The sequence below is a fragment of the Streptomyces gottesmaniae genome (assembly GCF_031845845.1).
GTDB classification, from domain to species: domain Bacteria; phylum Actinomycetota; class Actinomycetes; order Streptomycetales; family Streptomycetaceae; genus Streptomyces; species Streptomyces akebiae.
In genome coordinates, this window is the sequence record NZ_JAVRFJ010000004.1 from 96,059 (window position 1) to 121,799 (window position 25,741).

The window sequence follows — 25,741 nt, forward strand, 5'->3', positions numbered from 1 at the left end:
GCGGTGCGTCGCCCCACTGGCCCGGGCGAGGAGGAAGCTCATGGGTCGGCATCCGCCGTCGCCGGCGAGGTGGATCTTGCAGGTCAGGCCGCCCCGGGACCGTCCGAGTCCCTCGTCGGGGCGGTGGTGCCGGGGCCCTGTTCGCCGCCTTCGACGTCGCCACCGGCGAAGTCGAAGGCGTCCATCCACTCCTGCGGCTTCTTGAGTGTCACGTAGGCGTGCAGGACGAGAGGCATCCTGTCGCCGACGGCCCCGGCCACTGGCCAGGTGGCGGGTGTCGCCGTCGAACAGGTAGGTCTTGAACGTGCCGACCTGCCCCTCGGAGGCGGTCGCCATGCGGTGACGTTCCTGGACGGGACGACCGTGCCGACCAGCCTGCTGGTCGGCGCGGACGGAGTATGGTCACGGGTCACGTCCCGACGACGGTACCGACGGGCGTCCGGAGGTCCCTCGCGGCGCCCTCCGGCGGTTCTGCTCGACGCGCGCGTCCTTCACGTCCACGGCCTTCGTGCGACGATCTACGAAGCGGGGACGTCGCCGACGGCTCGCGCAAAGGGCGGCCTGCTCCCTGCCGGGCACGCTCCGGGTTCAGAGGCGGATCACCAGGCCACCTCACCGTGACGGTCACGGAAGGTTCCGGTCGGTCCGTCCGCCCCGATGGTGGCGAGTTCGACGATCGCGTCGGTCCCCTCGGCCACTGTCTGCGGGCCGCGGTGCCCGTTGAAGTCGGTCGCGGTAAAGCCCGGGTCGACTGCGTTCACCTTCAGGTCCGGCCAGGACTTCGCGTACTGCGTGGTCAGCATGGTCACGGCGGCCTTTGACGCTGTGTAGAGCGGCACGATGGCCTGGCTCTCGAGGCGCTCGGCGTCGTGGGTCAGCGCGAACGACCCCATGCCGCTGGACACGTTGACGATGACCGGGCTGGCGGACTTGCGCAGCAGGGGCAGGAACGCGTGCGTCACCCGGACGATCCCCACGACGTTGACCTCGAACACCGCGCTGGCGTCAGCGGCCGTGAGCTGGTCGGCGGGGCTGTGTGGTCCGAGAACACCTGCGTTGTTGATCAGGACGTCGATGCCGCCCTCGCGAGCTCCGATGTCGGCGGCGGCCGCGGCCACCGACGCGTCGTCGGTCACGTCGATCTGGACGAAACGGGCGCCGAGTGCGTCGGCGGCCGCCTGGCCGCGCTCACTGTCGCGAGCGCCGACGAGGACGGTGTGGCCGGCCTCGATCAGCCGGCGGGCGGTCTCGTACCCGAGGGACTTGTTGGCTCCAGTGATGAATGTTGTGGTCATGCGTTCACTCTCGGCCCGTGCCAAGAGCGGAACCAGTGCCCTCTGCGACGGTAGGACTGCCAGTACCAGGCACAACGGCTGTCCGGCGGACACAATGGTGGAGTGGACGAGACCCTTGGCACGGCATTGCGCCGCTGGCGCGACCGGCTCTCCCCCATCGACGTCGGGCGGACTGCGCGGCCCGGGCGACGTGCGTTGGGGTTGCGACGCGAGGAACTGGCCGAACTCGCGGGGCTGTCGGTCGACTATGTGGTGCGACTGGAGCAGGGGCGCGCCACGAGCCCCTCGGCGCAGGTCGTCGCGAGCCTGGCCAGGGCACTGCAACTGGGACCCCTGGAGCGCGATCACGCCTACCGGCTGGCCGGCCTCCTCCCTCCACAGGAGGGGACGATCTCTACGCATGTGCCGGCGGGGGTGCAGCGGATGCTGGCTCGCCTCGGTGAGTTCCCCGTGGGGGTGTTCAGTGCCGACTGGACCTTGCTGTCCTGGACTCCCGCATGGGCAGTGCTGATGGGAGACCCCAGCGGACGGACACAGGCCGAGCGGAACCTGATGCGGGCGGCCTTCGCCCCAGGGCCCAGCGGGCTCGCGGCCTGGCCCGTGATCCGGGACGGCGGCGCCCTGCATCCAGCCCTCGTCGCCGATCTGCGCACGGCTCTCGTCGACTACCCCCGTGACCGTGCACTGATCGATCTTGTCGCGGAACTGCGCTCCACCAGCGCGGAGTTCGCCCGGCTGTGGGACGAGGGTGCGGTCGGGCCGCACGTCTCGGCCCGCAAGACCGTCGTGCACCCCCAGGTCGGCGAGGTGACATGCGACTGCGACGTGCTCACCGTCCCGGGCTGCGACGTCCGACTCGTCGTCTACACGGTGGCCGCCGGTTCCGCCGATGCGGAAAAGCTGGAGTTCCTGCGGGTCACGAACGGCATCCGAGCTGATGACCCCTCACCTCAGGGGCCCGGCCTGTTTTCCACGCCGTAACAGTCCGGTCGACCGGACCCGCCCAGCCGCCGGAGGCCAGGCCATCGTGGACCCGCCCCACGCCAGGTCCGCGCCGGTCAAGGTTGGCTTCGCCGGTGAGGCGGCGCACCGCATGAGTCAGGCGACGGTGTGACAAATGGTCCAGCGTCCGGGACAGGTGCGTCCGGCGTTGCCGACGGGATGGATGCGAATACGCTGACGCATCATTGTTGCTGGGGAGCGGATGAGCCTCGCGATGCATGCGGCCGCACTGTACTTGCGGGTCACCGCCAAGGTGGGCGCGGGCACTTCCGTACGGCCGGGCGCGGGCGCGTTTCCCGAAGGGCGCGCCCGCGTACCGGTGTCAGCGGCGGATCAGACCGCCGTCGACGAGGTGGACCTGGCCGGTGATGAAGCCGGCCTCGTCGGAGGCGAGGAACGCGATCAGGTTGGCGACGTCCTCGGGCGTCTGCTCGCGCTTCAGGTTCTGCAGCTGCGCGTAGGTGTCCGAAGAACTCCTCGGTCAGCTCACGGCGCGTGGTGGGGGTGCGTACGACGCTGGGGCCGATCGCGTTGACCGTGATGTCCCAGCGCGCGAGGTCGGTGGCCAGCGCGTGGGTGAAGCCGTTGACGGCGCCCTTCGCGGAGACGTACGCCAGGAACATCGGCGGGGCCTCCCAGTGGCCCGACGACGACATGTTGATCACACGTCCGGCCTCGGAGTCCTTCAGGTCCTGCACGAAGGCCTTCGTGACCAGGAAGTAGCCGTCCACGTTGATGGAGAACAAGTTCTTCCACTGCTCGTACGTGGTGTTGTCGAGGTCCTTCAGCATGGCGATGGCCGCGTTGTTCACCACGATGTCCACCGGGCCCAGCGCCTCACGGACCTCCGCGGCGAAGGCGTTCACCTGGGCCTCGTCGGACACGTCGACCTTCGCGGCGAAGAACCGGCGCCCGTTCGCCTCGACCAGCTCCCGCGTCTCCACCGCGTCGTTGACATCGGCTACGGCGACATCCGCGCCATCCGCGGACAGCTTCTGCGCGATGACCCGTCCGATACCGGCGCCACCGCCCGTCACCACGGCGATCTTGCCTTCCAGACGTCCAGCCATGACACAACTCCTCTTTGTTCTCAGGTACTTGATGGATGCTTGTCTCAGACACTTGAGGGATCAGTCGCCGAGCGTGACGACGATCTTGCCGCGGGCCCGGCCTGCGGCGAGGACGCCCAGACCCTCGGCGGCCCGCTCCAAGGGCAGCACGCTGTGCACGTCTACGGAGAGGAGACCAGCCGCCGCCAGTTCGGCGAGCGGCTCCGCGGTCTCACGGACCGGCTGGGCGAAGACCATGCCGCCGGCCAGCCCGGCACCGGCCAGCGCGTCGGCGTCGGGGGCGGGGGTCGTGGTCGCGACCCGGCCGCCCTTGCGGACCGCTTCCAGGGGCACGTCGGCGAGGGCGAAGCCAACCAGATTGACCAGGGCGTCGACGCCGTCGGGGTGGACGGCCAGGACCTGGTCCGCGACCGGGCCGACAGCAAAGTTCACGACGGTCGTGGCGCCCAGCTCGCTGAGCCGTTCCGCGTCGTCGGAGGTGCCGGTCGCGACGACGGTCACACTGCGGGCGGCGAGCAGCTGGACCGCGTACCGGCCCACTCCGCCGCTCGCACCGTTGACCAGGACCACCTGACCGGGCTGCGGTTCGACCAGGTCGACGGCGGCGGAGGCGGCTGCAGCGGCCAGGGGCATCACGGCGGCGGTGGCGAAGTCGAGTCCGGCCGGCTTCACCACGACGGTCTCGGCGGGCAGCAGCGCGTACTCGGCGAGGGTGCCGACCTGGATCGGCGGAGCCAGCGGAACGTTGCCGAACGCCTCCTGGCCCGGCTCGACGTGGTCCACGCCCGCACCGACCGCCTCCACCACGCCGGCGGCGTCACGGCCGAGGACCAGCGGGTAGTGGTGAGGGAACCGCTCGGCCATGAACCCGGCGGCGATGACATTGTCGAGCGGGTTGAGTCCGGCCGCCCTGACCTTGATCAGTACGTGTCCGGGGACCACCTCGGGGGTGGGCAGGTCGCCGAGGACGGGCTGTCCGCCGGCTTCGAGAAATGCAGTGCGCGCATGGGAGTTGTCCTTCTGGTGATCAGTGGCCGGCGACCGAATGTCGAGCACATCAGCCATACGAGGAGCGAAATCAAGGTGACTTCCGAACCCCCGCCACAAAGATCAACAGCTACAACAAGTATTCGGCCCGCACAACTTGGGCCAGACCCGTTCCTCGGCCCCGCCGGTGTCTCCGCGGCCCCGAAAGCGGCGCCGACCGGCCGACCACGACCCTCGGCTGACCGCTAGCGCAGTTCCTGTCCCGCCGCCCAGCCCGGAGCGTCGAGGTTGATGGGCGAGTCGCCGACGAATTGGGCGAGCTGCGTTTCCAGCTCGGCGAGTTCGGCGGCGCCCAGACGCACTTCCCAGCGGGCCCGCACCTCGTCGAAGATCGCCGTGCTCTCGGTGATCAGCCCGATCCCGTGATCGGTGATCCGGATGTTCTTGCGGCGGATGTCGGCGGGGTCGGTCTCGGTGGTGACGTACCCGCGTTCGACGAGCGCGGCGATCGTCTTCGCCGCGGCCTGCTTGGTGATGGCGAGTCTGCGGGCCAAGTCCGAGGCGCTGTCGGCGCCGGCTCGGATGGCCCGGATCGCGTACTCGTGCGACGGCCGGGCGTCGGGGTATCCCCGGGTCGCCAGCTCCCGGACCACTTCGTCCACCAGATTGCGATAGCTGCCCAGGAGCAGCAGGGCGAGATCGGCGCCGGATCGTGAGGACATGACCACAGTCTAGATCTTCCCTTGACCTGGACAACCAGGTTGACCAACACTGGAGTCAACCTGGTTGTCTATCTTGGGAGTCATCGCATGACCAGCTCTTTCGTGACCGCCTCGCCCGCCGTGACGGGCGTCACGCACCACACCGCCGAGGTCAACGGCACCACGTTGCACTACGCCTCGGCGGGCGACACCGGCTCCCCGATCCTGCTGGTGCACGGGTGGCCGGAGTCCTGGTGGGCCTTCCGCGACGTCATCCCGCTGCTCGCCGCCACCCACCGGGTGTTCGCCGTCGACCTGCGCGGCTTCGGCGACTCCGGCATCCCCGACGGCGACCACGACTTGGCCACCATGGCGGAGGACCTGCACCGGCTGGTCGCCCACCTCGGCGTCGGGCCCGTGCACGTGACCTGCCAGGACATCAGCGGCGGGCCGGTCTTCGCGTTCGCGGCCACGCACCCCGGCGACGTCCTCAGCTTCACCGGCGTCGAGACCACCCTTCCGGGGTACGGCTGGGAGATGCTGGCCGACGTGAGGAACGGCGGCTCCTGGCACGTGGGATTCCTGGCCGCCCCAGGAATTCCGGAGCTGTTCCTGGCCGGCCGCGAGCGAGTGATGCTCGACTGGGCCGTCTCGGTGATGACGATGGCGCCGGGCGGGGTCACCGAGGCCGACCTCGACGAGTTCGCCCGCACCTACGCGCGGCCGGGCGGCTGGCGCGGCACCGAGGGGCTCTACCGTTCCTCCCTGACCGGCGGCGACCGGATGCGGGCACTGGCCGAGTCGCGGCCGCTGACCGTTCCCGTGCTCGCCGTCGACGGCATCAACGCCCCCTTCACCGAGCGGACGATGCGCCAGGTCGCCGACGACGTCACCGCGGTCTCGATCCCGGACGTCGGGCATTTCGTCGCGCAGGAGGCGCCCGCCGCCTTCGCCACCGCGGTCGGCGACTTCGTCGACCGCGTCGACCGGAGCCGATGAACGGCCGAATCCCTGCACCTCCACCTCCGTGCCCTCTCCGGCCTGCCGCTGACGCGGCCTCGAGCCGGGGCAGCGCCGTTGCCTCCCGGATTCGTGCTGCCGAGGTGGGCACCCTCCCCGGCGTCAGCACCTTCACCGTCGGCCTGGAAGGCGACTTCGACGCGGTGACCGCAGGACTGACCACCGACTGGAACTCCGGCCCCGCCGAAGGCAGTAAACCGGATCAAAACGCCGAAGCGGCAAATGTTCGGCCGTGCTGGATTCCAACTCCTTCGAGAACACGTTCTCATCGCGTGACGCTCGGTAGTCGACTCACACAACTTGAGCCAGACCGTTCTCACCCACAAAGCCAACATTCGCGCCGCCATCCTGTGACTTCGCAGCCTTCAACCCACCACGTGATCTGAACTCAGAACATTCCCTAGTCGACCAACGAGCCGTCGGGCGGTACCGGGTGAAGCCGTCGGCTGGGTATCCGGATCGTTAGCCCTGCTTGGTTGCTTGTCCGAGCATGCGTGAGCACAGGCTTCCGGCTCGTCGGGAGAGTGGCAGTGCGCGATCGCGCACTGCGAGAGACCACCCGACCAAGCCGATGGCTGCCAAGGCGGTCCAGCGCCATCGGGACGGTCCGAACTCCGGTGTGAATACGTCGGCGAAGAGCGCGACGGCGGCGGGCAGCCACGCGGTTGCGCACACCAATCCCGCCCATGAGCACGCTGCAGGGATTCCACCGCTGCCCTGCTGGAACCGCCGTAGTGTGAAAGCTGCGGCCGTGAGTGTCCACAGGGCGAGCACGGTCGGCCCCATGGTCGGCCATGGCCTCCCGTCAGCCGCCAGCTGCGGAGCGATCGCGAGCTGTGCGGCACACGACGCTCCTGCGATTGGCCAGTCCCAAGAAAGCCCGGGCCGTGTGGATCCGGGTACACGAGACAGGCAACGCATCAGTCATCCGCTGGGCCGGGTCATCCAGTATGAAGGCGGTCCCCAGTACGGGCACGACCGACCCGATGCATACGAGACCGGCTGTTTCGAGGAATTCTTCGGCCGACTCGTTCCAGGTGACGAGGCGTTGCTCCTGGCGGCGCTGAACAGCTGGGTCACTCAGGTGGTTGGTGAGGAGTCGGCGGGCTTGTTCGATCTCTTCCCGCATGCGAAGAGTAGGCATGGGCGCCTCCGGCTCAGTGAGGGATGACAGGGGGCTGCCGGAGGCACCCGGTCAGCGCCGGTTCACAGGCACTTGACGTTGAGTGTGGAGCTGGTGGCAATGTCGGAGTCTGCACTTCCCGCAGTGATGGTGCCGAGCGTCTGCGAACGGTAGGAGTGCGTCTGAGAAGTGGATTCGCAGCTCACCGAAGCGGTGGTTGACCGGGCGGGAGGCGGGCACCTGTGCTGGCGCGGGCTCGCCCCGCAGTGGTCCAGCCAGGACCCGACAGGTAGATCTGAGGGTCCACCTCGCTGTTGCAGGCCAGCGGTGTGCCACCGGCACAGGAGGATAAGCCTCCTGTGCCGGTGATCTTTCCACCACTGTAGTTCGGTCAAAGGGATGTCACAGCCTCCACCCCTGTTTCGCGAGTGGCTTACAGCCTCCCAGCACGCCCGGGTTTCCCCGGTGGACGAGCTGCCCACCAGGACCACCATCCGGCTGCGGCCGGCCGCCGCATCCTGAACCGCTTGCGCCATCACCAGGTCGTGCGCGCGCTCCACATACCCCGGCAGCGCCCTCGTTTCCGGTGCATAGTTGCCGGGAGCCAGGGCGCTGGGCCCGGCCGGATGGACCTCCAGGGCGTGCGGATCGCACTCCCCGATAGGCCGCCCTGGCATCGGCCGATTTCCACCCCCGCTTCCGGCCGCGTCCCGCCGCAAGGCCAGCAACTCCTCGACAGGCAGTTTCAAGGCGCGGGCCAGCGCCGTTACCGTTTTCGCCGAGGGCACCGGCTCACCGGCCTGCAACGCCTCCCACACGGTCGTGCGCCCCAGCCCCGACCGTGCGACGAGGTCCTATGCAGCCGTCGACCGGGCCGGGACCCGAACGGCGGCTTCTCGCTCGATCACGCCTGCGGCATTCCGTACGGGCCCGGGTCCGGCCAAAAATTTCCCGCGGCTTGTAGGTCCACGTAGGGATAGCTGCCTGAGCTCCTTGTCCAGGAATACGGCAGCCGCGAACAAGTGCTCCGCGCCGGTAAGCGGCTACGAGCGCTGGCTTGCTGGCCCGGTCACCGGGACCAACTGGATCGTGCTCGCGCCCAGACGGCCGATTCGGCGGGAACTGGCTGGCGGCACGCCGGCGTGGAGGCTGTTGGGACGTGTCACGGCGTCTGTGGGGAAGTTACGGCGCCGTCTCCAGATGAGGCAGAGGCTGTGCGGGACGGTGGATGCGGCCGGTGCCGTACGACAGGGGCAGGCCCGTGCCGCGGTTGGCATGAGCGATGATCTCCGCGGTGATAGAGACGGCGACCTCCTCGGGAGTACGGGCACCGAGGTCCAGGCCGATCGGTGAGTGCAGACGGGCCAGCTGCTCCTCGGGCACGCCGATTTCCCGGAGCAGGCCGATGCGATGGCTGTGTGTGCGTCGGGAGCCCATTGCGCCGACGTAGCCGACGGGGAGGGCGAGAGCCAACCGCAGCAGGGGGATGTCGAACTTGGCGTCGTGGGTCAGGACGCAGACGGCGGTGCGGGCGTCGGTCTCGGTGGCCGCGAGGTAGCGGTGGGGCCAGTCGGTGACGATCTCGTCGGCGTGCGGGAATCGGGCCGGAGTGGCGAAGACGGGGCGGGCGTCGCAGACGGTGACGTGGTAGCCGAGGAAGCGGCCGACCTCGCTGAGGGCAGCGGCGAAGTCGATGGCGCCGAAAATCAGCATCCGAGGGCGGGGTGCGTGGGCGTGGACGAGGACGGTCAGGTTCCTGGGGCAGGTGTCGGCGTCGCCGCCGACCTCGACGCGTGCGGTTCGGCCCACACGCAGGAGCGCGCGGGCGGGCGCCACGACCACCTTGTCCTCGGTCTCGCCACCGAGGGTGCCGTCGTGCGGACCGGCGTCGGGAATGTGGAGAGTGCGGCCGATGAGTTCACCGGGACCGTCGATGACTTGGGCCACGGCGCAGGAGCGGCCCGCGAGCACGGCTTCGAGGGCGGCGGCAAGGTGGGGCTCGGCGGTGGGCTCCACGCGCTGTACCAGGACCTCGATCTCGCCGCCGCAGGTCAGGCCGACGGCGAACGCCTCGTCGTCGGAGTAGCCGAAGCTGGTGTGGGAGGGTGGCCCGCCGTGGGCGAGGACGTGTTGGCACACGTCGTAGACCGCCGCCTCGACACAGCCGCCGGAGATACTGCCGACCGCGGTGCCGTCTGCGTCGACAGCGAGGGCTGTACCGACGGGCAGAGGTGCACTGCCACTGACTTGGCTGACGGTGGCGAGGGCGAAGGGGCGGGCCCTGCGGCACCACTGGTGCAATGTGTCCGCGATGTTCAGCATGGCGGGCTTTCCGTGAGACAGGTACGTTCAGGGGACCGCCGCCGCGCCTTGGGGGAGACGGCTGCGGCGGCGGCCCTGGTGACCGGCGGCGTGAGGTCGCAAGCCGCCGGACGTTCGAGATCCTGGGTGGCCGGGTGAGTGCACCGCCACCCAGGGGAATCAGAGCAAGGCTTCGGCGGTGATGGGCAGTTCGCGGATGCGGCGGCCGGTGGCGTGGAAGACCGCGTTGGCGATGGCGGGTGCCACTCCGACGATGACGATCTCGCCGAGTCCCTTGACGCCTATCGGGTCGGCTTCGTAGTCCTCACCCTCGATGAAGATCGCCTTCATGTCGGGCATGTCGGCGTGGGTCGGCACGAGGTAGTCGGCGAGGTTGGCGTTGACTATCCGGCCGTCGCGGTGGTCGGTGACCGTGTGCTCCAGGAGGGCCTGACCGATCCCGCCAGTCATGGCCCCGATGGCCTGGCTGTCGGCGAGTCTCGGGTTGATGATCCGGGCCGCGTCGTACACGCCGACCATGCGCCGGACACGTACCAGGCCGAGGCTGGCGTCGACAGCCACTTCGGCGAAGGTCGCGGCGTAGGCGTAGAAGGAGAACTTCTCCGATTCGGGCGCCCCGGCGTACGAGCCCAGCGCTTCGAGGTGGGTACGGTCGTTGCGGGCCAGCAGCTGTCGGTAAGTCTCTCCGCGGGTGGACTCACCCTTCGCATACAGCCGACCGCCTCGTACCACCACATCGGCGGCGTCGGTGCCGTACAGCGGTGAGTCCTCATCCTTGACCGCGAGCGCGATGGCCTGCTTGCGCAGCTTGTCGCAACCATCCTGGACGGCGGATCCGACACTGGCCATGGTCCGCGAGCCGTGGTGGCCGGGGGCCAGGGGCAAAATGGAGTCGCCGAGCCGGAAGGTGACCTGACGCATGGCCAGACCGAGGGCGTCGGCGGCGACCTGGGTCATCGACGTGGCCGTGCCGGGGCCCATGTCGCTGGTCGCGGACTGCACCAGGGCGGTGCCGTCGGCGTCGAGCCGGACCGATGCCTGGGCCTCGCTGCGTGCGGTGTCGTAGAGACCGGCGGCCATCCCCATGCCGATGAGCCAGTCACCGTCACGCATCGAGCGAGGCTCCGGGTTGCGGCGCTGCCAGCCGAACTCGCGGGCGCCCGCGCGGTAGCAGTCGCGCAGGCGGCGGGTGGAGAACGGCAGATCGGTGGACTCGTCGGCGGCTGGTTCGTTGCGTAGACGCAGCTCGATCGGGTCCAGGCCCAGTTCGTGGGCGAGTTCGTCCATGGCCGTCTCGACGCAGAACGCGCCGCTGGAGTAGCCGGGGCCACGCATCCACGTGGGCGTGTTCACGTCCAGCGGTACATGCTCGTACACCTGACGGACGTTGGGCGTGCTGTAGAGCATCCGGCCGGCGGCGAGAACGTCTTCGCTGTGCCTTTCGTAGCGGGAGGACTCGGTGCGGACGTCGTGCACCGACGCGGTCAGGCGGCCCCTCCGGTCGCTGCCCAGCCGCAGTTCGTACTCGTATGCGGGCCGGTATCCCACGCCGAAGTACGTCTGCCTGCGGGTGAGGACGAGCTTTACGGGGCGTTTCACCTCGCGGGCGGCAAGGGCCGCGATGGAGGTGTGCACCCAGGTCCGGCCGGCGCTGCCGAAGGCGCCGCCGACGGCCGGAGAGATGACGCGGATGTTGTCCGGCGGCATGCCGAACTCGGCGGCCATGGTCTCCACGGTGCTCTGCACATGCTGGGTCTTCTCCCAGAGCGTGAGCTTGTCGTTCTCCCAGCGGGCGACGGTACCGGCCGGCTCCATCGGGTTGTGGTGGTTGCGGGCCATCCGGTACGCCAGGTCCAGCTTGACGTCGGCGGCCTCCAGGGCCCCGTCCGCATCGCCGCGCGCATAGGTCTCGGGATCGTCCGCAGGGTCGGCGCCGCCGATGTCGGTGGAGGGAGGCTGGGTGTCGTAGGAGACCTTCACCAGGCTCGCCGCGTGCTGTGCCACCTCCAGTGTGGTCGCCACCACGACCGCGACGGGCTGTCCGAAGAACCGGATGCGGTCGTCCTGGAAGGGGCGCAGCGCCTCACCCGGTGGGTATCCCGGTGCACGGGGCGGCAGTGTGGGCGCGTTGAGGTGGCTGATCACCTTCACGACGCCGGTCTGGGCTTCGGCAGCACGGGTGTCGATGCCGGTGACACGGCCGCGGCCGACACTGCTGTCGACGATGACCGCGTGCACGACCCCGTCGGGGCTGTTGTCTCCGGCGTACTTCGTTCTCCCGGTGACCCTCAGTCGTGCGTCGACCCGGGGCACCGCCGCACCGACCGCTGCCTGGGGCTGGCTCATTTCGTGCCTCCTACGGTGCTCAGCTGGCGTTCGACGGTCCGCTTCAGCAACTCGACCTTGAAGCGGTTGTGCTGAAGGGGGCGAGCCCCGTCCGCCGCCTGCTCGGCTGCCTCAGCCCACAGTGCCTTCGAGGGCCGCTCGCCGATGAGTTGCCGTTCGACGGCGGGCAGCTTCCACGGCACGGTGCCCACCCCGCCGACGGCCACTTTCGCCGCGCGGATGACGCCGCCGCGGATGTGCAGGACGACGGCCGCGGAGGTGAGCGCGAACTCGTACGACTGCCGGTCGCGCACTTTCAGGTAACCGGATTTCAGTGGGCGCGGATGGGCCGGTAACTCCACGGTGGTGATCAACTCGGCCTTGTGCAACGCCTGTTCGCTATTGGGGGTGCTGCCCGGCTGGAGCAGGAAGTCGGCGAAGGGCACGGTGCGTTCGCCGTCCGGGCCCAGCAGGTGAACAGTGGCCTCCAGGGCCGCGAGGGCGACCGCGAGGTCGGAGGGGTGGGTGGCCACGCAGTGGTCGGAGGTGCCGAGGATCGCATGGCTGCGGTTGAAGCCGTGCAGAGCGGCGCAACCCGATCCGGGCTCACGTTTGTTGCATGCGGCGGTCACGTCACGGAAGTACGTGCAGCGGGTGCGCTGCATGATGTTGCCGCCAATGGTGGCCATGTTCCGCAGCTGGGCCGATGCGCTCAGCTCCAGTGCCTGGGAGATGACGGGGTACAGGGTACGCACCTTCGGGTGCGCGGCGGTCTCGGCCATGTGAGCCAGGGCGCCGATGCGCAGGCCGCCGCTCTTGGTGGCGGTGACCTTGCGCAGCGGCAGGGCGCTGATGTCGACCAGCGAACCGGGCCGTTCGACAGTCTCCCGCATCAGGTCGACGAGTGTGGTGCCGCCGGCGATGTAACGCCCGCCCTGCCGACCTGCGTCGAGGGCCTCACGGGTGTCCCTGGCCTTGGTGTACGTGAAGGGGTGCATGGACTTCAGCCCTCATTTCCGGCCGGCGGCCTGCTCGACCGCTCGCTCGATCTTTACGTAGCAGCCGCAGCGGCACAGGTTGCCGCTCATCCACTCCCGGATCTCCTCCGTGGAGCCGGTGTGGCCCTCCTGGATGCACCCGACCCCGGACACGATCTGCCCCGAGGTGCAGAAACCGCACTGGAAGGCGTCCTGGTCGATGAACGCCTGTTGCAACGGGTGCAGTTGATCGCCCTTTGCCAGACCTTCGATGGTGGTGACCTCGGCACCCTCCAGCCGCACCGCCAGCGTCAGGCAGGAATTGACCCGGCGTCCGTCGACCAGGACCGTACAGGCGCCGCAGGCACCGGCGTTGCAGCCCTTCTTCGACCCGGTCAGGTCGAGTTGCTCGCGCAGGAGGTCCAGCAGTGAGGTGCGGTTGTCGACCGTGACGGTGTGCCGGACGCCGTTGACCGTCAGGGAGACACGGCTGCCGGGCGCCGCCTCGGCAGCCACTGCGGCCTCGGAGCCGAGCGAAGGCGGCCCGGCGAGCAGGCCACCGGCCAGGACCGCTCCTCCGACAGCCGTGCTCGTGCCGATAAAGGTACGCCGGGAAGGAGACACAAGGGGGTCGGCGGCGGAAGTCATGGCTGGATCGGGACGTTCAGTGGACATATCCACGCTCCCTGGGTGTGGGTGTGGGTGGTCGCGTCGATCGCGAGGGTGCACCGGTCGCTCGGGCGGACTCCAGGTGATGGGCGGCAAAGAAGGTCGGCATCGGTCAGCAGAGTGGATTCGACGGCCGACTGGCATCGAGCACGACGGCCTGGTAACTCCCGGCTCGGGACACAGGCCGACTTCCCCAGCCGTAGACCGGCGAGACCGGCCCGTGCCACGTCCTGCCCGGTCATGACGAAGTGGACTATTTTCAGCCATAGACCCCGTAGACCTCTGACGCCGCCACGCCCGAATCAGGTGGACGGGAGCGACGGCGCTGAGGATGAGCAGGCGGATGCCGTAGGACGGATCGGCCTGGGAGAGCGGCACGACGTCGTTGCGCATGCCGAGGTGTGCGCATGACGTCCAAGGCCCCGTCGGAACTGGGTAGTTCGGGGGCCAGGTCATCACGCCGATCCCCGAAGTCGCAGTCGGCGGTCAGGAGCCGGGCGCAGGCGGTACCGACGCCCAAGGGGGCACCGGTGATCAGGGTATGGGTTCGGGACACTCACTCAGCCTTCACCGCTGACTCCTGGTTATCCAGGGGCTGTTGTGCCCAGCATGTTCATATCTGCCCCAGCGGAAATGCGGTGGTGTCCGCACCGGGCACGGCCGGGCTCTCCCTCCAGCAGCGACCGGGATGGCGCCCCGCGACGACAGAAGCGCAGGCGGCCGGTTCCGGTCAGGGGGGCGTTGCGGTGGACCGTGCCGGTCTTTCTGGACCCGCAGTTCCTGGCCGAGCATGTACCGGCGGTCGGGATGGTCCGGATGAGTGGACAGGGAGGGAAAACAACTCACGGATCGTCCTTTGCAGGGACTGCCCAGCCCGACTCCGCAGGTGGTCAGGCTGGCAGCCGGGTCGCGCGAGCGACGAGATGGAAACCGACTCTGTTCCCGCGCATGCCGAGTTCATCGAGGGCAGCCTTCCGCTTGGAGTTGGGGTCGGCGGTCCTGCGACATGTGCTGCCGGAAGGAGCCCAGCTTCACGCCCGCTCCTGGTGGCCGCATCCATTCACGACGGTCTCCGGAAGCGCGGGCCGATCAGGTCCAGAGTCGGCCCTGGGCCTCTGGCCCGGCTGGACTGTCCATCGCCGCCAGCGGCAATGGACAGCCGGATGCCGTATGCGCGCATGAGACGGGCGACACGCCGGCGGTTCACGCACACTTCAGTCATCGCAGGCCGGTTGTAACCCGCGGCGGGTCACAGGTGCAGCGAGAGGTGAGGCGCTGATGCGAGTGCTCCGAGCAAGGCTGGCCCCACCTCTCATAGGCGGCAAGCGTCGCGTCGAAAGGTTCTCAACTGTCGCCTCGCTGATTGCTTTCGCGCCCTTCTTCGTGCCGCGTCATTGTGAGGTTCCCGATCGGGGCCACCGGCATTGAGCACACCAGCTTCCGGCGGGTCTGCCCATGCGCCCATTCCTCGACCTCGCCGACCTCGAACCGTCGGACCGCTTCGCGGAGGGCCAGTGTGGGCCGGCGCGCGGGGGCTTGGCCTCCCGGTGCCCCGGGGCTCTCCTCCGGGTCCGCCCGGAGGCCGAGGACGGTGAGGTGTTCCGGCAGAGGATCCGCGTGGCTGTGGACCGTGGACCACGCCCGCCCTGCGCGTCTCGCGCCGCCGGGCTCCTGCCCGACGCGCCTGGCGGGCGATCCGGCGGAGGCGGTGCCCGGCGACCCGGCGGACGCGTCCCCGGCGACCCGTGGACGCCCTGTCGGCGATCTGCGGCCGCGGCAGGCAACGTTCGCCCCGTCGCGACGCCCGGCACGCCCTCTCGCCGCACCGGCCGAACACCCAAGTACATCCAGTACGAGGGCTTCCCGCCGGCACACCGAGAGCACGCACCGGACGCCACTCCTTGACGGGCAAACGTTGCCTGCCGCGGCACTAGCGGGTGGCTCCGGTACGCTCCCGCACAGTCGCCGCCTCGCTCGCAGCCGTCCCGACCCCCGGCTCGGAGCTCTTCCTCGCAAACCCACGCCGGCCCGGCAGGACCAGCAGAACGATCGCCGTTCCGGCGGCCATGATGATCCCGCCGATGAGGCTGGTCTGGGCGACACCGTGGGCGAAGGCCTGGTGGACGGCGTCCACGGCGGCCTGGGCCTGCTGCGGCCCGGCGGAGGGATCCTGCGCGACCCGCTCCGCGACCGCCAGGCCACCGCCGACCGAGTCCTTGGCGATCTCCATCGCCTCGCCCGGGAGGCGGTTGCCCACCAGGTCGGTCAGCTCGTCCCGGTAGGCCGTGCCCAGCAGCGAGCCCAGCACCGCGATACCCAGCGCCCCGCCCAGCTCCAGCGCGGTGTCGTTGACACCACCGCCGACGCCCAGCTCGGACTCGGGGAAGGAGCCCATGATCGTGTCGGTCGCCGGCGAGATGGCCAGTCCGAGCGCGAGGCCCAGCATCATCAGCGGCACCAGGAAGTCCCCGTACGTCGACCCCTTGTCGATCTGGGTGAGCAGGAACATGCCCGCCGTGCCGACGACCATGCCGGTCACGACCATCACCTTCACCCCCAGCTTCGGGGTGAGCATCCCGGTCAGCGCGGACCCGAGGAACACCGCACCGCCCAGCGGCAGCAGCCGTACACCCGTGTCCAGGGCGCCGTAGCCGAGGACGAACTGCAGGAACTGCGTCGCGTAGTAGATCACGGCGAACATACCGAAGAAGAAGAACATCACCGCGAGCATCGAGCCGCTGAAGGGCCGCAGCGTGAACTTGCGGACGTCCAGCATCGGGTGCGGGTGCCGCAGCTCCCAGGCGACGAAGGCGACCAGACCGACACCGGCGACCACGGCGGCGGTGACGGGGCCGGCGCCCCAGCCGGAGTGCGGGCCCTCGATGGCGGCGTAGATCAGGGAGCCGACGGTGACGATCGACAGCAGACCACCGACGTAGTCGATCCGGCCCATGCCCTGCGCCTTGGACGGCGGTACCAGGGCGAGCGCGCCGAACACGGCGAGGAGGGCGATCGGCACGTTGATCAGGAAGGTCGAGCCCCAGGCGTGGTCCTCCAGCAGCCAGCCGGAGACCAGCGGGCCGACGGCTACCGCCACCCCGGAGGTCGCGGCCCAGGCGGTGATGGCCTTGGCCCGCTCGCTCCGGGGGAAGGTCGCGACCACCAGAGACAGCGTGGCCGGCATCACGACCGCGGCACCGATACCCATGACAGCGCGGGCCACGATGACCAGCGAGGTCTCGTCGACCAGGCTCCCCATCACCGAACCGGCGGCGAAGATCAGCAGACCCAGCACCAGCGCGCCGCGCCGGCTGTACTTGTCGCCTATCGCGCCCAGCACCAGCATCAGCGCCGCGTACGGAACGGTGTAGCTGTCGACGACCCACTGCAGATCACTGCTGCTCAGACCCAGGTCGGTGGTCATGTCGGGGGCGGCGACGATCAGTGACGTGTTCGCCATCACCGTGATCAGCAGGCTCAGGCACAGCACGAGCAGCGCCCACCAGCGCCGCGCGTAAGGCCCGGTCATCTTGTCCACGGGGGTATGTGCAAGGAAGGACATCAGTAGCTCCTGAGAGGGGGACGGATCGGACGAGCGGAATCACTCAAGTTGGCCTCCGGGTGGCGTCATGTGTTGCTCCGGAGCGCTCAGTGGCTCGGGGCAGCCGCCAGTTCGCGCAGACGAGCGTTGTTCTGCAGCGACCACCGCATGGTCCGCGGTGGGCGGGCGAGCAGGGTTTCCAGTTGGTCGGAGAGGACGTCGTACCGCCCGCCGGCGATCAGCCTGGCCTGGATCCTCAGGTGCGCCGCCACGTGCCGGGCCGCAGCCGGATCGCCCAGGGCCTCCTGCAGGAGGGTCTCGTCTACGAAAGCCTCGTTCCAGGCCTCCAGGTCCTCAGGGATGTAGACGACCTGGCGTCCCAGCGCGGCTGCGTAGTCCTCAGCGAACCCGTACATGTCCTTCAGCTCTGGGCCAGTGAGCGCGTAGGACTTCGAGATGTGCGGTGCGGGGTCGACCAGCATCTTCACGCACACCTCTGCCAGGTCGTGAACGGCTATGGGCGCGAGCCGCTGGTCGCCGTAGGGCAGGCGCAGTTCACCGTTGCTCAGCGGGCCCAGTTGCATCCAGGTCAGGTGGGGGGACTCGGCGAACAGGGTCGCACGCACGTTGACGGTCGGGATGCCGGACCAGTCCAGCACCCGCTCGCAGACCCAGTGCGCCCGCTGCTGCGGTGACCAGTCCGTGACCAGTCCGCCGAGCCAAGAACGCCGCTCCTCATCCGGTGCGGTCATCTTCTCGAGCGTCATGTACGACTGCTCGTAGTTGGACAGGTGCACGAAGGCCTCGATGTCGCCCTGGGCTCGCGCCGCCGCGGCCATCACGGTGAGGGCGTCGGCGTAGTACGGCTGCGCGCTCATGCTGAAGTAGATGCGCCGGACACCCTTCAGCGCGGCGGCCACGTCCGCGAGTTTGAGCAGGTCGCCGACGAAGACCTCGGCCCCGGCCTCGCGCAGCGACTGCGCGCGTTCGTCGTCCCGTCGCACGAACGCGCGCACCGGGTGGCCCTGTTCGAGCAGCATGTCGACCATCACGCTGCTCACGCCACCGACTTGGCCGCCGGCGCCGGTGATCAGAATGGGATTGCGTTCCGTCATTGTTGTGTCTTCCATCTGGTTGGGGTGGGTCGGCCGTTCAGGAAGCCGAGGATGTGAAGTCGTCGAGGCGGGCGCGGAAGTCGAAGGGTGGCGTTGACCTCGGCGCGATGCTCCTGCTGCCTGCTTGCCGGGCATGACTGAGAACCGTCTGGAAACTGATCAGCTCCCAGACGGGAAATCAGATCGATTTCCTCACCGGTGAAGGTGAGTCGAGCGGGTGACGGGCTGAGATCTCAGGGCTTCGAAATCATCGTGTGGCCGGTTTGGGGCTTCCCTCGGCGATCCCCTGGAGGGCCGCGTCGGTGTCCGCGATGGCCAGCATCCTGTTGATGTCGGCGCCGGCCAGTGCGCCGGCCGCTGCGGAGGCTCCGACCTGGGCGACCAGATCTGTGGCGTTGCCGGCCACCCACACACCCGGCACCTCGGTGGTGCCGGCCATACCGGAGGCGAAACCGCGGCCCTTCGGCAGGTCCTGCACCGGCAGGCCCAGACCTTCCAGGCCCTGGGTGCGGGCCTGCAGCTGCGCGGCGACCGCGAGGACGCGGCGGGCCACGACCCGGCCGTCGGCCAGGCGCACCCCGGCGAGGGCACCGTCCTCGTCGTCGACGACCTCGGTGACCGGGGTGTCGATGACGCGGATGCCGCGGGCGGCGAAGCGGGCGCGGCTGTCCTCGTCCAGGTCGGTGCCGTGGGTGAAGTAGGTCAGGTCCTCGGTCAGCTGACGGAACAGATACGCGTGGTCGATGGAGACCGGTGCGGTGGCGAGGACACCGATGGGCTCATCGCGCACCTCCCAGCCGTGACAGTACGGGCAGTGCACCACACTGTCCCCCCAGTGCTCGGCGAGCCCGGGCACCTCCGGTAGCACATCCCTGAGGCCGGTGGCCACCAGGATGCGGCGGGCGGTGATCTGGCGGCCGTCGGCCAGGGTGACGGTGAACCGCAGGTCCCCGTCCGCCGACGGGGCGGCAGGCTCGGCCGAGACCACCTCGCCGGACACGACGCGTCCGCCGTACTGGCGCACCTGCTCCCGGCCCCGTCGAAGGATCTCGGACGGCGGCGTGCCGTCCAGGGCGATGAGGCCGTGCACGGCCTCCGCGGGCGCGTTGCGCGGGGAGCCGCTGTCGATCACGACGACCGAGCGGCGGGAGCGGGCGAGGATCAGTGCACCGTTCAGCCCCGCGGCGCCCCCGCCGATCACCACCGCGTCGACGGTCCCCTCGGCCAGTGCGTCGGTCGCGTACGCAGGAGCCTTCGCAGTCATGGTCTCCTGCCTTTCCTTGTCAGTCATGGTTCGGTCAGCCCTTCGAGTGCTGGGGGGTTGCAGGGGGTCAGCTGTTCAGGAAGCCCAGGATGTGGTCGGCGACCGTCTTGGGCTGTTCGACGTGCGGGAAGTGCCCCACGCCGGGTATGACGATGCGTTCGAAGCCGTTCGTGAACAGGTCGTCCATGCCGTCGCTCAACGCCACGGAAAAGCAGTTGTCGTCGGCCCCGTGGAGGTACAGCGTCGGGACGGTGAGGGCGCCGAAGGCCCGGGCGTGCAGGGCTTGGGTCGCCTCGTCCGCGGGGGGCGTGAACAACTGGCGGTAGTAGCCCAGGATCTCGGTCAGGACTCCTGGAGCACCCAGGGTTTCCTTGAGCGCGGCCCGCTCCGCGTCCGGCAGCTCGTAGCCGGGTGACCAGTCCCGCCAGAGCCGGTCGATGAAGGCGAAGTCGTCGTGCTCGACGGCCGCCTCCGCCATGGCTGTCTGGAAGAAGAACATGTACCAGCTGCGCCGCTGCTGGTCACCGTCGGTGACCAAGGCGTTCATCGTTTGACGGCCATGGGGAGCCGCCATGGTGACAAGCTTGCGGACACGCTTCGGGTCGAGGGTCGCTGCCGCGTACGCCGCCGCGGCTCCGAAGTCGTGGCCGATGAGGTCCGCCTCCTCGCGCCCGAGCGCTTCGATCAGGGTGAGGACGTCCTGGCCGGTCGAGGCAATGTCGTAGGAGCCATCGGGAGCCGCGCCGCCGGGCCAGTATCCGCGCTGTGCGGGCGCGACCGCCCAGTACCCGTCCTGCGCGAGGCGGTCGAGGATCCCTGCCCAGCTGGCGGCATGGTCGGGAAACCCGTGGAGCAACACAACGAGCGGCCCGCTGCCGGCCTCAAGGATCGGAACCTCCAGTCCGCCCGCCTGAACCGTCCGACGACGGACGCGGTCGGCCGCCTGGGACCCCCTGGCCGGGGAGTCCGCACCGAAGGGCGGTCGCTGGGTCGCCCGGGTCATGAATTCAACCTCCAAGCCGCCTTCGCGGCGTCGCGGTCCGGCAAGCCCGGACCAAGTAGCAAGTAAGCGGCGTAGGTGATCGCGTACGCGCCGAGCACCCAGCTCAGGTTCGACAGCGAGGACTCGTGGACACCGCGGCCGATGCAGGACAGCCCGACGTTCGTGATGTACGGATCCAGTACGGCGATGCAACTCCCACCGTTGTTTACTGAACAGTCCGAAACCTAGATGGTTCTGTACTGAGTTGTCAAATACAGCGGGTCGGCTTTACGGTGGCGCGTCCTGGCGTCCGCGCCGATCGCCGACGACGAGTACCGCGTGGTCACCCCGGACGATTGGTCATCGTCGCCGGGACCGCCCCGCCCGGCACGGCGGCCATGCCCCGCGCGCATCTCCGCGCAGTACGCCTACACCCCGAGCCGCGCCCACACCGCTCGGGAGTTCCCCATCGCACTGTCCCTGGTCCGAGCGGGCCTCGGCGCGGCTATGGTCCCCGCCCTCGCCCTCACCCGCGCCCCATCCGAAGCCGTGGCCCTGCCCCACGGTCCCCGCGGCGGGCCACCGCCGCATCGCGGCCGTATGGCCCGCTTCCCCGTCCGGCCCACAACCCCGAACGGCGGCCGTGGCTCAGGCCCTCCGCCAGTCGGCCGAGAACCTGGGGCTCACGCCTGCGCTGTGAGGGAAGCGGGCGTGAGGTGCGTGACTTGGAGGCCGCGCCGGCGGCGAGGATACCGATGGGCTCATCACGCACTCCCAGCCGTGGCAGTACGGGCGGTACACCAGTCGGAGCAGATGTGGTGCCTGACGGTGGCCACGGACGCGATCGTTACCTGGAGCACCAAGTTTCACGGCCTGGCGGTGACCGCGCTGCGTCGTGCCGGCCGGCCCAGCGACGATGAGCTGCTGGCGTCTGGCCCAGCTACCACGCCAACGTCCACTTTTACGGAACCCACTCGGAGGACACCGACGGCGTTGGCCAAGCTGGACCCGACGGCTACCGGCCGCTGCGGCTACCCAGGGCCGCCCGCGGCTGATCTGTGCTGTGGCTGCTCGACTTACAGACATGGCCAGCGAACTGCACGATGCCTACACCGGCCGGCTGCGTTCGTTCCTCAACAACACACGCACCAGCATCGGACCCGGCTCCTTCGTCGTCCGCGGCCGCCCCGGTGGCGGCGATTCCCCGGCCCAGCCGGGGCGCCGATGACCCGCCTCGCCAACCGCGTCGTGCGCTCTGAACCCGCCCAGGGTCCGCTGCGACTGCAACGTCTCGACCGCAAGACCGGGATCGTGTGCAGCCGGTGCGGCACCCGCAGCCAGACCACGGTAGTCGCCACAGTTGCGGGCCCAGACGACCTCGTTCTCCCGCTCGTATTCGAGGAACTCCGCTCACGCTGCAGCGGCGGCGATATCCAGACTTTTCATCCGCGACCTGTTCGTCATCATCTTGGCGAACAACCGGCCGGCGATCGGCAGCCGGGCGAGGCGGATCATCCCAGACCGAAGCAGCAACTCGGCCCGATTGCCGGGGGTGAAGAAACTGCGCTGGCTCACACCGCTGCCGAGGTGGTGGTCGATGAACGGGCGCAGGTGGTCCTCCCAGTCCTGCAGCGCTCGTGGCACGTCGTGCGCGTGACGTTCCAGCATGGTGCCGAGCAGGTCCGCCCCGGCCAGGCCGGTGGATGCCCCCATGGCGGAGTAAACGGTCAGGCACCACGCGGCGTCGCCGACGAGCACGACTCTGCCGCGGTGCCAGTGGTCGAGGTGCACCTGCTCGGCGGAGTCGAACAGGTGGTCCGGGGCCTTCTCGAACTGGTCGAGCAGCCAACCGAGCGTGGAGCCGGTGGGCTCGGGGCCGTAGGCGGCGCGCAGCGAGTCGATGGCCGGCCGGGTGAACTCGGCGTCCACGTCGTCGGTGCGGTAGGAGAACAGCACCGTCGGCGGACGGTCGGCGAACGAGAACACCCACACCGATCGGCCCGCCTCGGCCATGACCAGTCCGTCCTGTGAGCGGTAGCCGGGTACCGGCTCGGGCAGGCCGTACACGGCGATCATGTAGTTCAGCCGACGGATCGGGCTCTGCTCGGGCTCGAACGCAAGTCGGCGCACCGTCGAGCGCAGTCCGTCTGCCCCGACCACCAGGTCGAACCGTTCGACGGTCGTCGTCTCCGTCGTCAGGTCGCGGATCTCGACGTCCACGCCGTCGAGGTACTGGTCCAGCGCGATCGGCACGGTCGAGTACCGGATCTCGACCTCGTCGGGCAGGGCGGTGAAGGCCGCGTCTTCGATGTCGCCCCGCATCACCATTCGAGACCCGCCGAACACATCGGCGTAGCCCATACCGCGGCGGCGCCGGCCCGTGCGGTCGACGTCGTAGCTCACGCCTTCAGGAGCGTAGCGATTCGGCACCGCATCGGCGAAGCCCAGCCGTTCGGCGGCGGCGAGCCCGGTCCCGAACAGGGCGATGAAGTATCCGCCGCGGCGCCGCTCGGGGGCCTTCTCCAGCACCACCACGTCCCAGCCCGCGCGATGCAGTCGCAGCGCGGAGGCGGTCCCGCTGATCCCGAGGCCGACCACCAGGGCCCGCTGTCGCGATGTCGTGTTCTTGTCCATGGGATTGCGCTCCGACATTGTCGTGTCCTTCATCTGGTTGGGGTGGGTCGGCCGTTGAGGAAGCCGAGGATGTGAAGTCGTCGAGGCGGTGAGGAAGTCGAGGAGTGCGGCGTTGACCTCGGCGGGACGCTCCTGCTGCTTGCTTGCTGGGCATGACGGAGAACCGTCTGGAAACTGATGAGCCTCCAGACGGGAAAACGGAGCGGTTTCCTCACCGATGAAGGTGAGGCGAGGGTGATGGGCTGAGATCTCAGCGCTTCAAGATCATCCTGCGGCCCCTCAACCTGTTGATGTCGGCGCCGGCCGCTGCGGAGGCCCCGACCTGGGCGACCAGATCGGTGGCGTTGCCGGCTCCGCACGCGCGGAGCCAGCCCTTCGCTACTCAGAATTCAGGTGCGCGCGGGCGTCGTCTGCAGGAACAGCTCGAGCAGTGCCAGCAGCGTCTCGGGCGCATCCTCGGTCGGGAAGTGGCCGGCGCCCGGAATCTCGACCACGGGCGCGTCGGGGTAGGCCAGCCTGAACGACGGGATCACGTACTGGGGCAGCAGTGCGGTGTCCCGCATCCCAACCGCCAGCATCGCCGGTACGGCGCGCAGCGCGGCGACGGCTTCCATGGTCGGCGGGCCGGGCGGGGGGCCCTGCGGGCCCTCCAGGACCTGCCGGGGGAAGGCGATGACACCGCGGGACTCCGCCGGGGTCGAAAAGGGGCTGGAGTAGGCGCGGATCCAGGTCGGCGTGGCGATCTCGGGCCGGGTGACATGCTGCAGGTCGATCATCAGGTGGGCGATGGTGTGACCCGCGTTTCCGAGGATCTGCTCGAACGAACCGTCCGAGAGCGCCGAGTGAGCCCACTGGAACCACCGGCTCTCGGCGCCGTTGGCCTTCATGAGAGGGGCGATGTCGTCTGCGAGGGGCAGCACGGTGTTCGTGGCGAAGATCCGGGAGATCCGGTCGGGGTGACGCAGCGCGAACCCGGTGCCGATGGGGCCGCCCCAGTCCCGGAGTACCAGGGTGATGTCCGTGAGGTCGAGCGTGTCGACGAGCAGCGATTCGAGATTGAGGATGTGTTCGCTCGCGTCGTACGTGCGGTCCTGCGGTGTCTCGCTCTTGCCGAAGCCCATGTGGTCGGGGACGATCACGCGGTGGTGGCGTGACAGCGGCCCGATCAAGTGGCGCCACTCGTAGCCCCAGGTGGGCTCGCCATGCAGCATGACGATCGTCTGATCGGGCCGTGAGGGGCCCTCGTCGACATAGTGCTGACGGAAGCCGGCCGCCTCGGTGAAGCGGGCGGGATACGGCCATGTGCCGTCGAACGTCTCTTCAGCAGCAATCACTGGATCTCGCGCCTTCCTTGCGGTGTTGTCCGTACGGACCGCGGTCATGCGGTCCTCCGGGGTGGGTGGGTTTGAAGCAGCGTTCACCGGTCGGCTCGCTCCAGTGCTGAGCTGCGTGCTGCAGGCGTGTACGCGGCCTGTCCCGGGAGCTCAGTACCGTTGTTTACTGAACAGTCCGAAACCTAGAGGGTTCTGTACTGCGCTGTCAAGAATGGTGGGTCGGCTTGCTGGTGCAGGGTCCGCGGAAGGCACTCGCCGGACCGGACGAGGGCGCCCTGGAACGACTGCACGCCTACGTGCTCCGCGCCGTCCACGGAGTGCCACTCGCCGCCGACGTACCCCCCGCCCCCGACCGGGCGGCCGCGGCCTGCTTCGCCGCCAAGATGGCCCTGGAGATCGGAACCTCCGACCCCGAGGTCAAACGCCTGGCCAACGACTGCTTCTCCGTGGTCCGGACGGCGGTGGCCGACTGTGTGCGAGCGGCACAGCGCAACGGCGACATCGACCCCGACGCCGACCCCGACGACCTCGCCTACCTTCTGCTGACCATCATCCGCGGGTGCGATGTCGTAGGCGCGTACGGCCACAGCCCCGAGCGCCTGACCTCGATCGCGGAGAGCGCCTTCGCCCTGCTGCCCCGCCCGCGCCACCCCTGACAAGGGCACAGCCGGCCTCGTTGAGACGTCTGACGCGGTCGGACATGGGGTATGCGGGGTGGGCACTGCTCGGCGCTTCGGACGTGAGGCGGTTCCATGGGTGCTGCTGCCCAAAATGAGGGCCAGGACCCGCTCGCCGATGGTCTGATCAGGGCCGGTGCCGCGCTCGAGGGCGGCGCGGAGATCGCCGAGGCCCGTGCCATGGCCCGCGACTTCCTCACCACGGTGCAGGCCGTGCACGGGCTGCCGGTGCCGGAGCGGGTGATGGGCATGGTGCAACTGGTCGTGAGCGAGCTGGTCACCAACGCGCGGAAATACGCCCCGGCCCGTGTCTGCTGGACCTGGAGTTCGTCGAGGGCGCCGTCCAGATCAGCGTGTGGGACAGCAGCACCACGTTGCCGTCCCTCCAGGCGGCCGACCCGGAACGGACCGGGCAACACGGCCTGGAGATCGCTATGACGGTGTCGCAGACGTTCTGCGTCGAGCGGGAACCGGTGGGCAAGCGGATCACCGAGGTCATCGAGCTGGCCGACGACCCCGGTGGACCCGGCCGGACGGCAGCCCTCCTGCCCCGCGCCCAGCCAGCGTGGCGCCCCCTGGAGGACCGGCTTGAGTCCTGCCGAGCCGACGACAGCAGTCGGCGGTTACCGGACCCGCCGCACAGCACCCGCAGCCTTCGGCTCGGGTGGCGCCTGTCAGGGTGGCCAGGATCAGAGCCTGCCAG

At 69.3% G+C, this 25,741-nt stretch carries 20 protein-coding genes; 5 read left to right on the forward strand and 15 right to left on the reverse strand.

Annotated features, from left to right (window positions below):
* Positions 1-83 precede the first annotated feature (83 nt).
* Positions 84-236: a hypothetical protein gene (locus RM704_RS06305; protein ID WP_192829872.1), complete on the reverse strand. Its 153-nt coding sequence runs from the start codon at positions 234-236 to the stop codon at positions 84-86.
* Between the two features lie 363 nt (positions 237-599).
* Positions 600-1,295 carry an SDR family NAD(P)-dependent oxidoreductase gene (locus RM704_RS06310; protein WP_033532177.1) on the reverse strand — a complete coding sequence of 232 codons (696 nt, stop codon included), beginning with the start codon at positions 1,293-1,295 and terminating at the stop codon, positions 600-602.
* 102 nt (positions 1,296-1,397) lie between these two features.
* Between RM704_RS06310 and RM704_RS06315 the strand changes: the two genes are divergently transcribed.
* Positions 1,398-2,276, forward strand: coding sequence for a helix-turn-helix transcriptional regulator (locus RM704_RS06315; protein WP_033532176.1), 879 nt, complete (start codon positions 1,398-1,400; stop codon positions 2,274-2,276).
* A 263-nt stretch (positions 2,277-2,539) separates the two neighbouring features.
* Here RM704_RS06315 and RM704_RS45470 read toward each other — a convergent pair whose 3' ends face one another.
* From RM704_RS45470 to RM704_RS06335, 3 genes are all read right to left on the reverse strand, one after another.
* Positions 2,540-3,367: an SDR family NAD(P)-dependent oxidoreductase gene (locus RM704_RS45470; RefSeq protein WP_438828894.1), complete on the reverse strand. Its 828-nt coding sequence runs from the start codon at positions 3,365-3,367 to the stop codon at positions 2,540-2,542.
* A 60-nt stretch (positions 3,368-3,427) separates the two neighbouring features.
* The gene (locus RM704_RS06330; RefSeq protein ID WP_078937524.1) at positions 3,428-4,432 is read right to left on the reverse strand and encodes an NADP-dependent oxidoreductase; all 1,005 of its coding nucleotides are present in this window, start codon (positions 4,430-4,432) and stop codon (positions 3,428-3,430) included.
* Between the two features lie 167 nt (positions 4,433-4,599).
* Complete coding sequence (locus RM704_RS06335) at positions 4,600-5,076, reverse strand: MarR family winged helix-turn-helix transcriptional regulator (RefSeq protein WP_033532175.1); 477 nt, start codon at positions 5,074-5,076, stop codon at positions 4,600-4,602.
* A gap of 87 nt (positions 5,077-5,163) precedes the next feature.
* On the opposite strand from RM704_RS06335, the gene RM704_RS06340 reads away from it, so the two are divergent.
* On the forward strand, positions 5,164-6,054 hold the full coding sequence (locus RM704_RS06340) for an alpha/beta fold hydrolase (protein ID WP_033532174.1): 891 nt from the start codon (positions 5,164-5,166) through the stop codon (positions 6,052-6,054).
* 2,326 nt (positions 6,055-8,380) lie between these two features.
* Here RM704_RS06340 and RM704_RS06350 read toward each other — a convergent pair.
* The 8 genes from RM704_RS06350 to RM704_RS06385 all read right to left on the reverse strand — a co-directional run bounded on the left by RM704_RS06350 (position 8,381) and on the right by RM704_RS06385 (position 20,414).
* On the reverse strand, positions 8,381-9,520 hold the full coding sequence (locus tag RM704_RS06350; protein WP_033532173.1) for an XdhC family protein: 1,140 nt from the start codon (positions 9,518-9,520) through the stop codon (positions 8,381-8,383).
* Between the two features lie 159 nt (positions 9,521-9,679).
* Positions 9,680-11,866, reverse strand: coding sequence for a xanthine dehydrogenase family protein molybdopterin-binding subunit (locus tag RM704_RS06355; protein WP_033532172.1), 2,187 nt, complete (start codon positions 11,864-11,866; stop codon positions 9,680-9,682).
* Positions 11,863-12,843, reverse strand: a complete 981-nt coding sequence (locus RM704_RS06360) for an FAD binding domain-containing protein (protein ID WP_033532171.1) — start codon at positions 12,841-12,843, stop codon at positions 11,863-11,865. The genes RM704_RS06355 and RM704_RS06360 overlap by 4 nt, the downstream gene beginning before the upstream one ends.
* 12 nt (positions 12,844-12,855) lie before the next feature.
* On the reverse strand, positions 12,856-13,497 hold the full coding sequence (locus RM704_RS06365) for a (2Fe-2S)-binding protein (RefSeq protein ID WP_033532170.1): 642 nt from the start codon (positions 13,495-13,497) through the stop codon (positions 12,856-12,858).
* Positions 13,498-15,421: 1,924 nt separating this feature from the next.
* A complete protein-coding gene (locus tag RM704_RS06370; protein WP_033532169.1) occupies positions 15,422-17,053 on the reverse strand; it encodes an MFS transporter in 1,632 nt (543 codons plus the stop codon).
* A gap of 86 nt (positions 17,054-17,139) precedes the next feature.
* Positions 17,140-18,147: an NAD(P)H-binding protein gene (locus RM704_RS06375; RefSeq protein WP_033532168.1), complete on the reverse strand. Its 1,008-nt coding sequence runs from the start codon at positions 18,145-18,147 to the stop codon at positions 17,140-17,142.
* A 247-nt stretch (positions 18,148-18,394) separates the two neighbouring features.
* On the reverse strand, positions 18,395-19,411 hold the full coding sequence (locus RM704_RS06380) for an NAD(P)/FAD-dependent oxidoreductase (protein ID WP_033532167.1): 1,017 nt from the start codon (positions 19,409-19,411) through the stop codon (positions 18,395-18,397).
* A gap of 67 nt (positions 19,412-19,478) precedes the next feature.
* Complete coding sequence (locus RM704_RS06385) at positions 19,479-20,414, reverse strand: alpha/beta fold hydrolase (protein ID WP_033532166.1); 936 nt, start codon at positions 20,412-20,414, stop codon at positions 19,479-19,481.
* Positions 20,415-21,477: 1,063 nt separating this feature from the next.
* Between RM704_RS06385 and RM704_RS06390 the strand changes: the two genes are divergently transcribed.
* Positions 21,478-21,621: a hypothetical protein gene (locus RM704_RS06390; RefSeq protein ID WP_157856819.1), complete on the forward strand. Its 144-nt coding sequence runs from the start codon at positions 21,478-21,480 to the stop codon at positions 21,619-21,621.
* A gap of 182 nt (positions 21,622-21,803) precedes the next feature.
* Here the strand turns inward: RM704_RS06390 and RM704_RS06395 are convergent, their stop codons facing one another.
* The gene (locus tag RM704_RS06395; protein ID WP_311589984.1) at positions 21,804-23,045 is read right to left on the reverse strand and encodes an FAD-dependent monooxygenase; all 1,242 of its coding nucleotides are present in this window, start codon (positions 23,043-23,045) and stop codon (positions 21,804-21,806) included.
* A 371-nt stretch (positions 23,046-23,416) separates the two neighbouring features.
* Positions 23,417-24,361, reverse strand: coding sequence for an alpha/beta fold hydrolase (locus tag RM704_RS06400; RefSeq protein WP_033532165.1), 945 nt, complete (start codon positions 24,359-24,361; stop codon positions 23,417-23,419).
* A gap of 230 nt (positions 24,362-24,591) precedes the next feature.
* Between RM704_RS06400 and RM704_RS06405 the strand changes: the two genes are divergently transcribed.
* On the forward strand, positions 24,592-25,017 hold the full coding sequence (locus RM704_RS06405) for a TetR family transcriptional regulator C-terminal domain-containing protein (RefSeq protein ID WP_438828900.1): 426 nt from the start codon (positions 24,592-24,594) through the stop codon (positions 25,015-25,017).
* A 96-nt stretch (positions 25,018-25,113) separates the two neighbouring features.
* The gene (locus RM704_RS06410) at positions 25,114-25,476 is read left to right on the forward strand and encodes a hypothetical protein (RefSeq protein WP_438828895.1); all 363 of its coding nucleotides are present in this window, start codon (positions 25,114-25,116) and stop codon (positions 25,474-25,476) included.
* Positions 25,477-25,741: the final 265 nt, after the last annotated feature.

What these genes read in the sequence shown, in the direction of transcription:
- RM704_RS06390 (WP_157856819.1), top strand. Translation starts at nt 21,478, where the DNA reads ATGGCCAGCGAACTGCACGATGCCTACACCGGCCGGCTGCGTTCGTTC.
- RM704_RS06350 (WP_033532173.1), bottom strand. Translation starts at nt 9,520, where the DNA reads ATGCTGAACATCGCGGACACATTGCACCAGTGGTGCCGCAGGGCCCGC.
- RM704_RS06380 (WP_033532167.1), bottom strand. Translation starts at nt 19,411, where the DNA reads ATGACTGCGAAGGCTCCTGCGTACGCGACCGACGCACTGGCCGAGGGG.
- RM704_RS45470 (WP_438828894.1), bottom strand. Translation starts at nt 3,367, where the DNA reads ATGGCTGGACGTCTGGAAGGCAAGATCGCCGTGGTGACGGGCGGTGGC.
- RM704_RS06335 (WP_033532175.1), bottom strand. Translation starts at nt 5,076, where the DNA reads ATGTCCTCACGATCCGGCGCCGATCTCGCCCTGCTGCTCCTGGGCAGC.
- RM704_RS06305 (WP_192829872.1), bottom strand. Translation starts at nt 236, where the DNA reads ATGCCTCTCGTCCTGCACGCCTACGTGACACTCAAGAAGCCGCAGGAG.
- RM704_RS06355 (WP_033532172.1), bottom strand. Translation starts at nt 11,866, where the DNA reads ATGAGCCAGCCCCAGGCAGCGGTCGGTGCGGCGGTGCCCCGGGTCGAC.
- RM704_RS06410 (WP_438828895.1), top strand. Translation starts at nt 25,114, where the DNA reads ATGGGTGCTGCTGCCCAAAATGAGGGCCAGGACCCGCTCGCCGATGGT.
- RM704_RS06395 (WP_311589984.1), bottom strand. Translation starts at nt 23,045, where the DNA reads ATGTCGGAGCGCAATCCCATGGACAAGAACACGACATCGCGACAGCGG.
- RM704_RS06330 (WP_078937524.1), bottom strand. Translation starts at nt 4,432, where the DNA reads ATGGCTGATGTGCTCGACATTCGGTCGCCGGCCACTGATCACCAGAAG.
- RM704_RS06365 (WP_033532170.1), bottom strand. Translation starts at nt 13,497, where the DNA reads ATGTCCACTGAACGTCCCGATCCAGCCATGACTTCCGCCGCCGACCCC.
- RM704_RS06340 (WP_033532174.1), top strand. Translation starts at nt 5,164, where the DNA reads ATGACCAGCTCTTTCGTGACCGCCTCGCCCGCCGTGACGGGCGTCACG.
- RM704_RS06385 (WP_033532166.1), bottom strand. Translation starts at nt 20,414, where the DNA reads ATGACCCGGGCGACCCAGCGACCGCCCTTCGGTGCGGACTCCCCGGCC.
- RM704_RS06370 (WP_033532169.1), bottom strand. Translation starts at nt 17,053, where the DNA reads ATGTCCTTCCTTGCACATACCCCCGTGGACAAGATGACCGGGCCTTAC.
- RM704_RS06360 (WP_033532171.1), bottom strand. Translation starts at nt 12,843, where the DNA reads ATGCACCCCTTCACGTACACCAAGGCCAGGGACACCCGTGAGGCCCTC.
- RM704_RS06375 (WP_033532168.1), bottom strand. Translation starts at nt 18,147, where the DNA reads ATGACGGAACGCAATCCCATTCTGATCACCGGCGCCGGCGGCCAAGTC.
- RM704_RS06310 (WP_033532177.1), bottom strand. Translation starts at nt 1,295, where the DNA reads ATGACCACAACATTCATCACTGGAGCCAACAAGTCCCTCGGGTACGAG.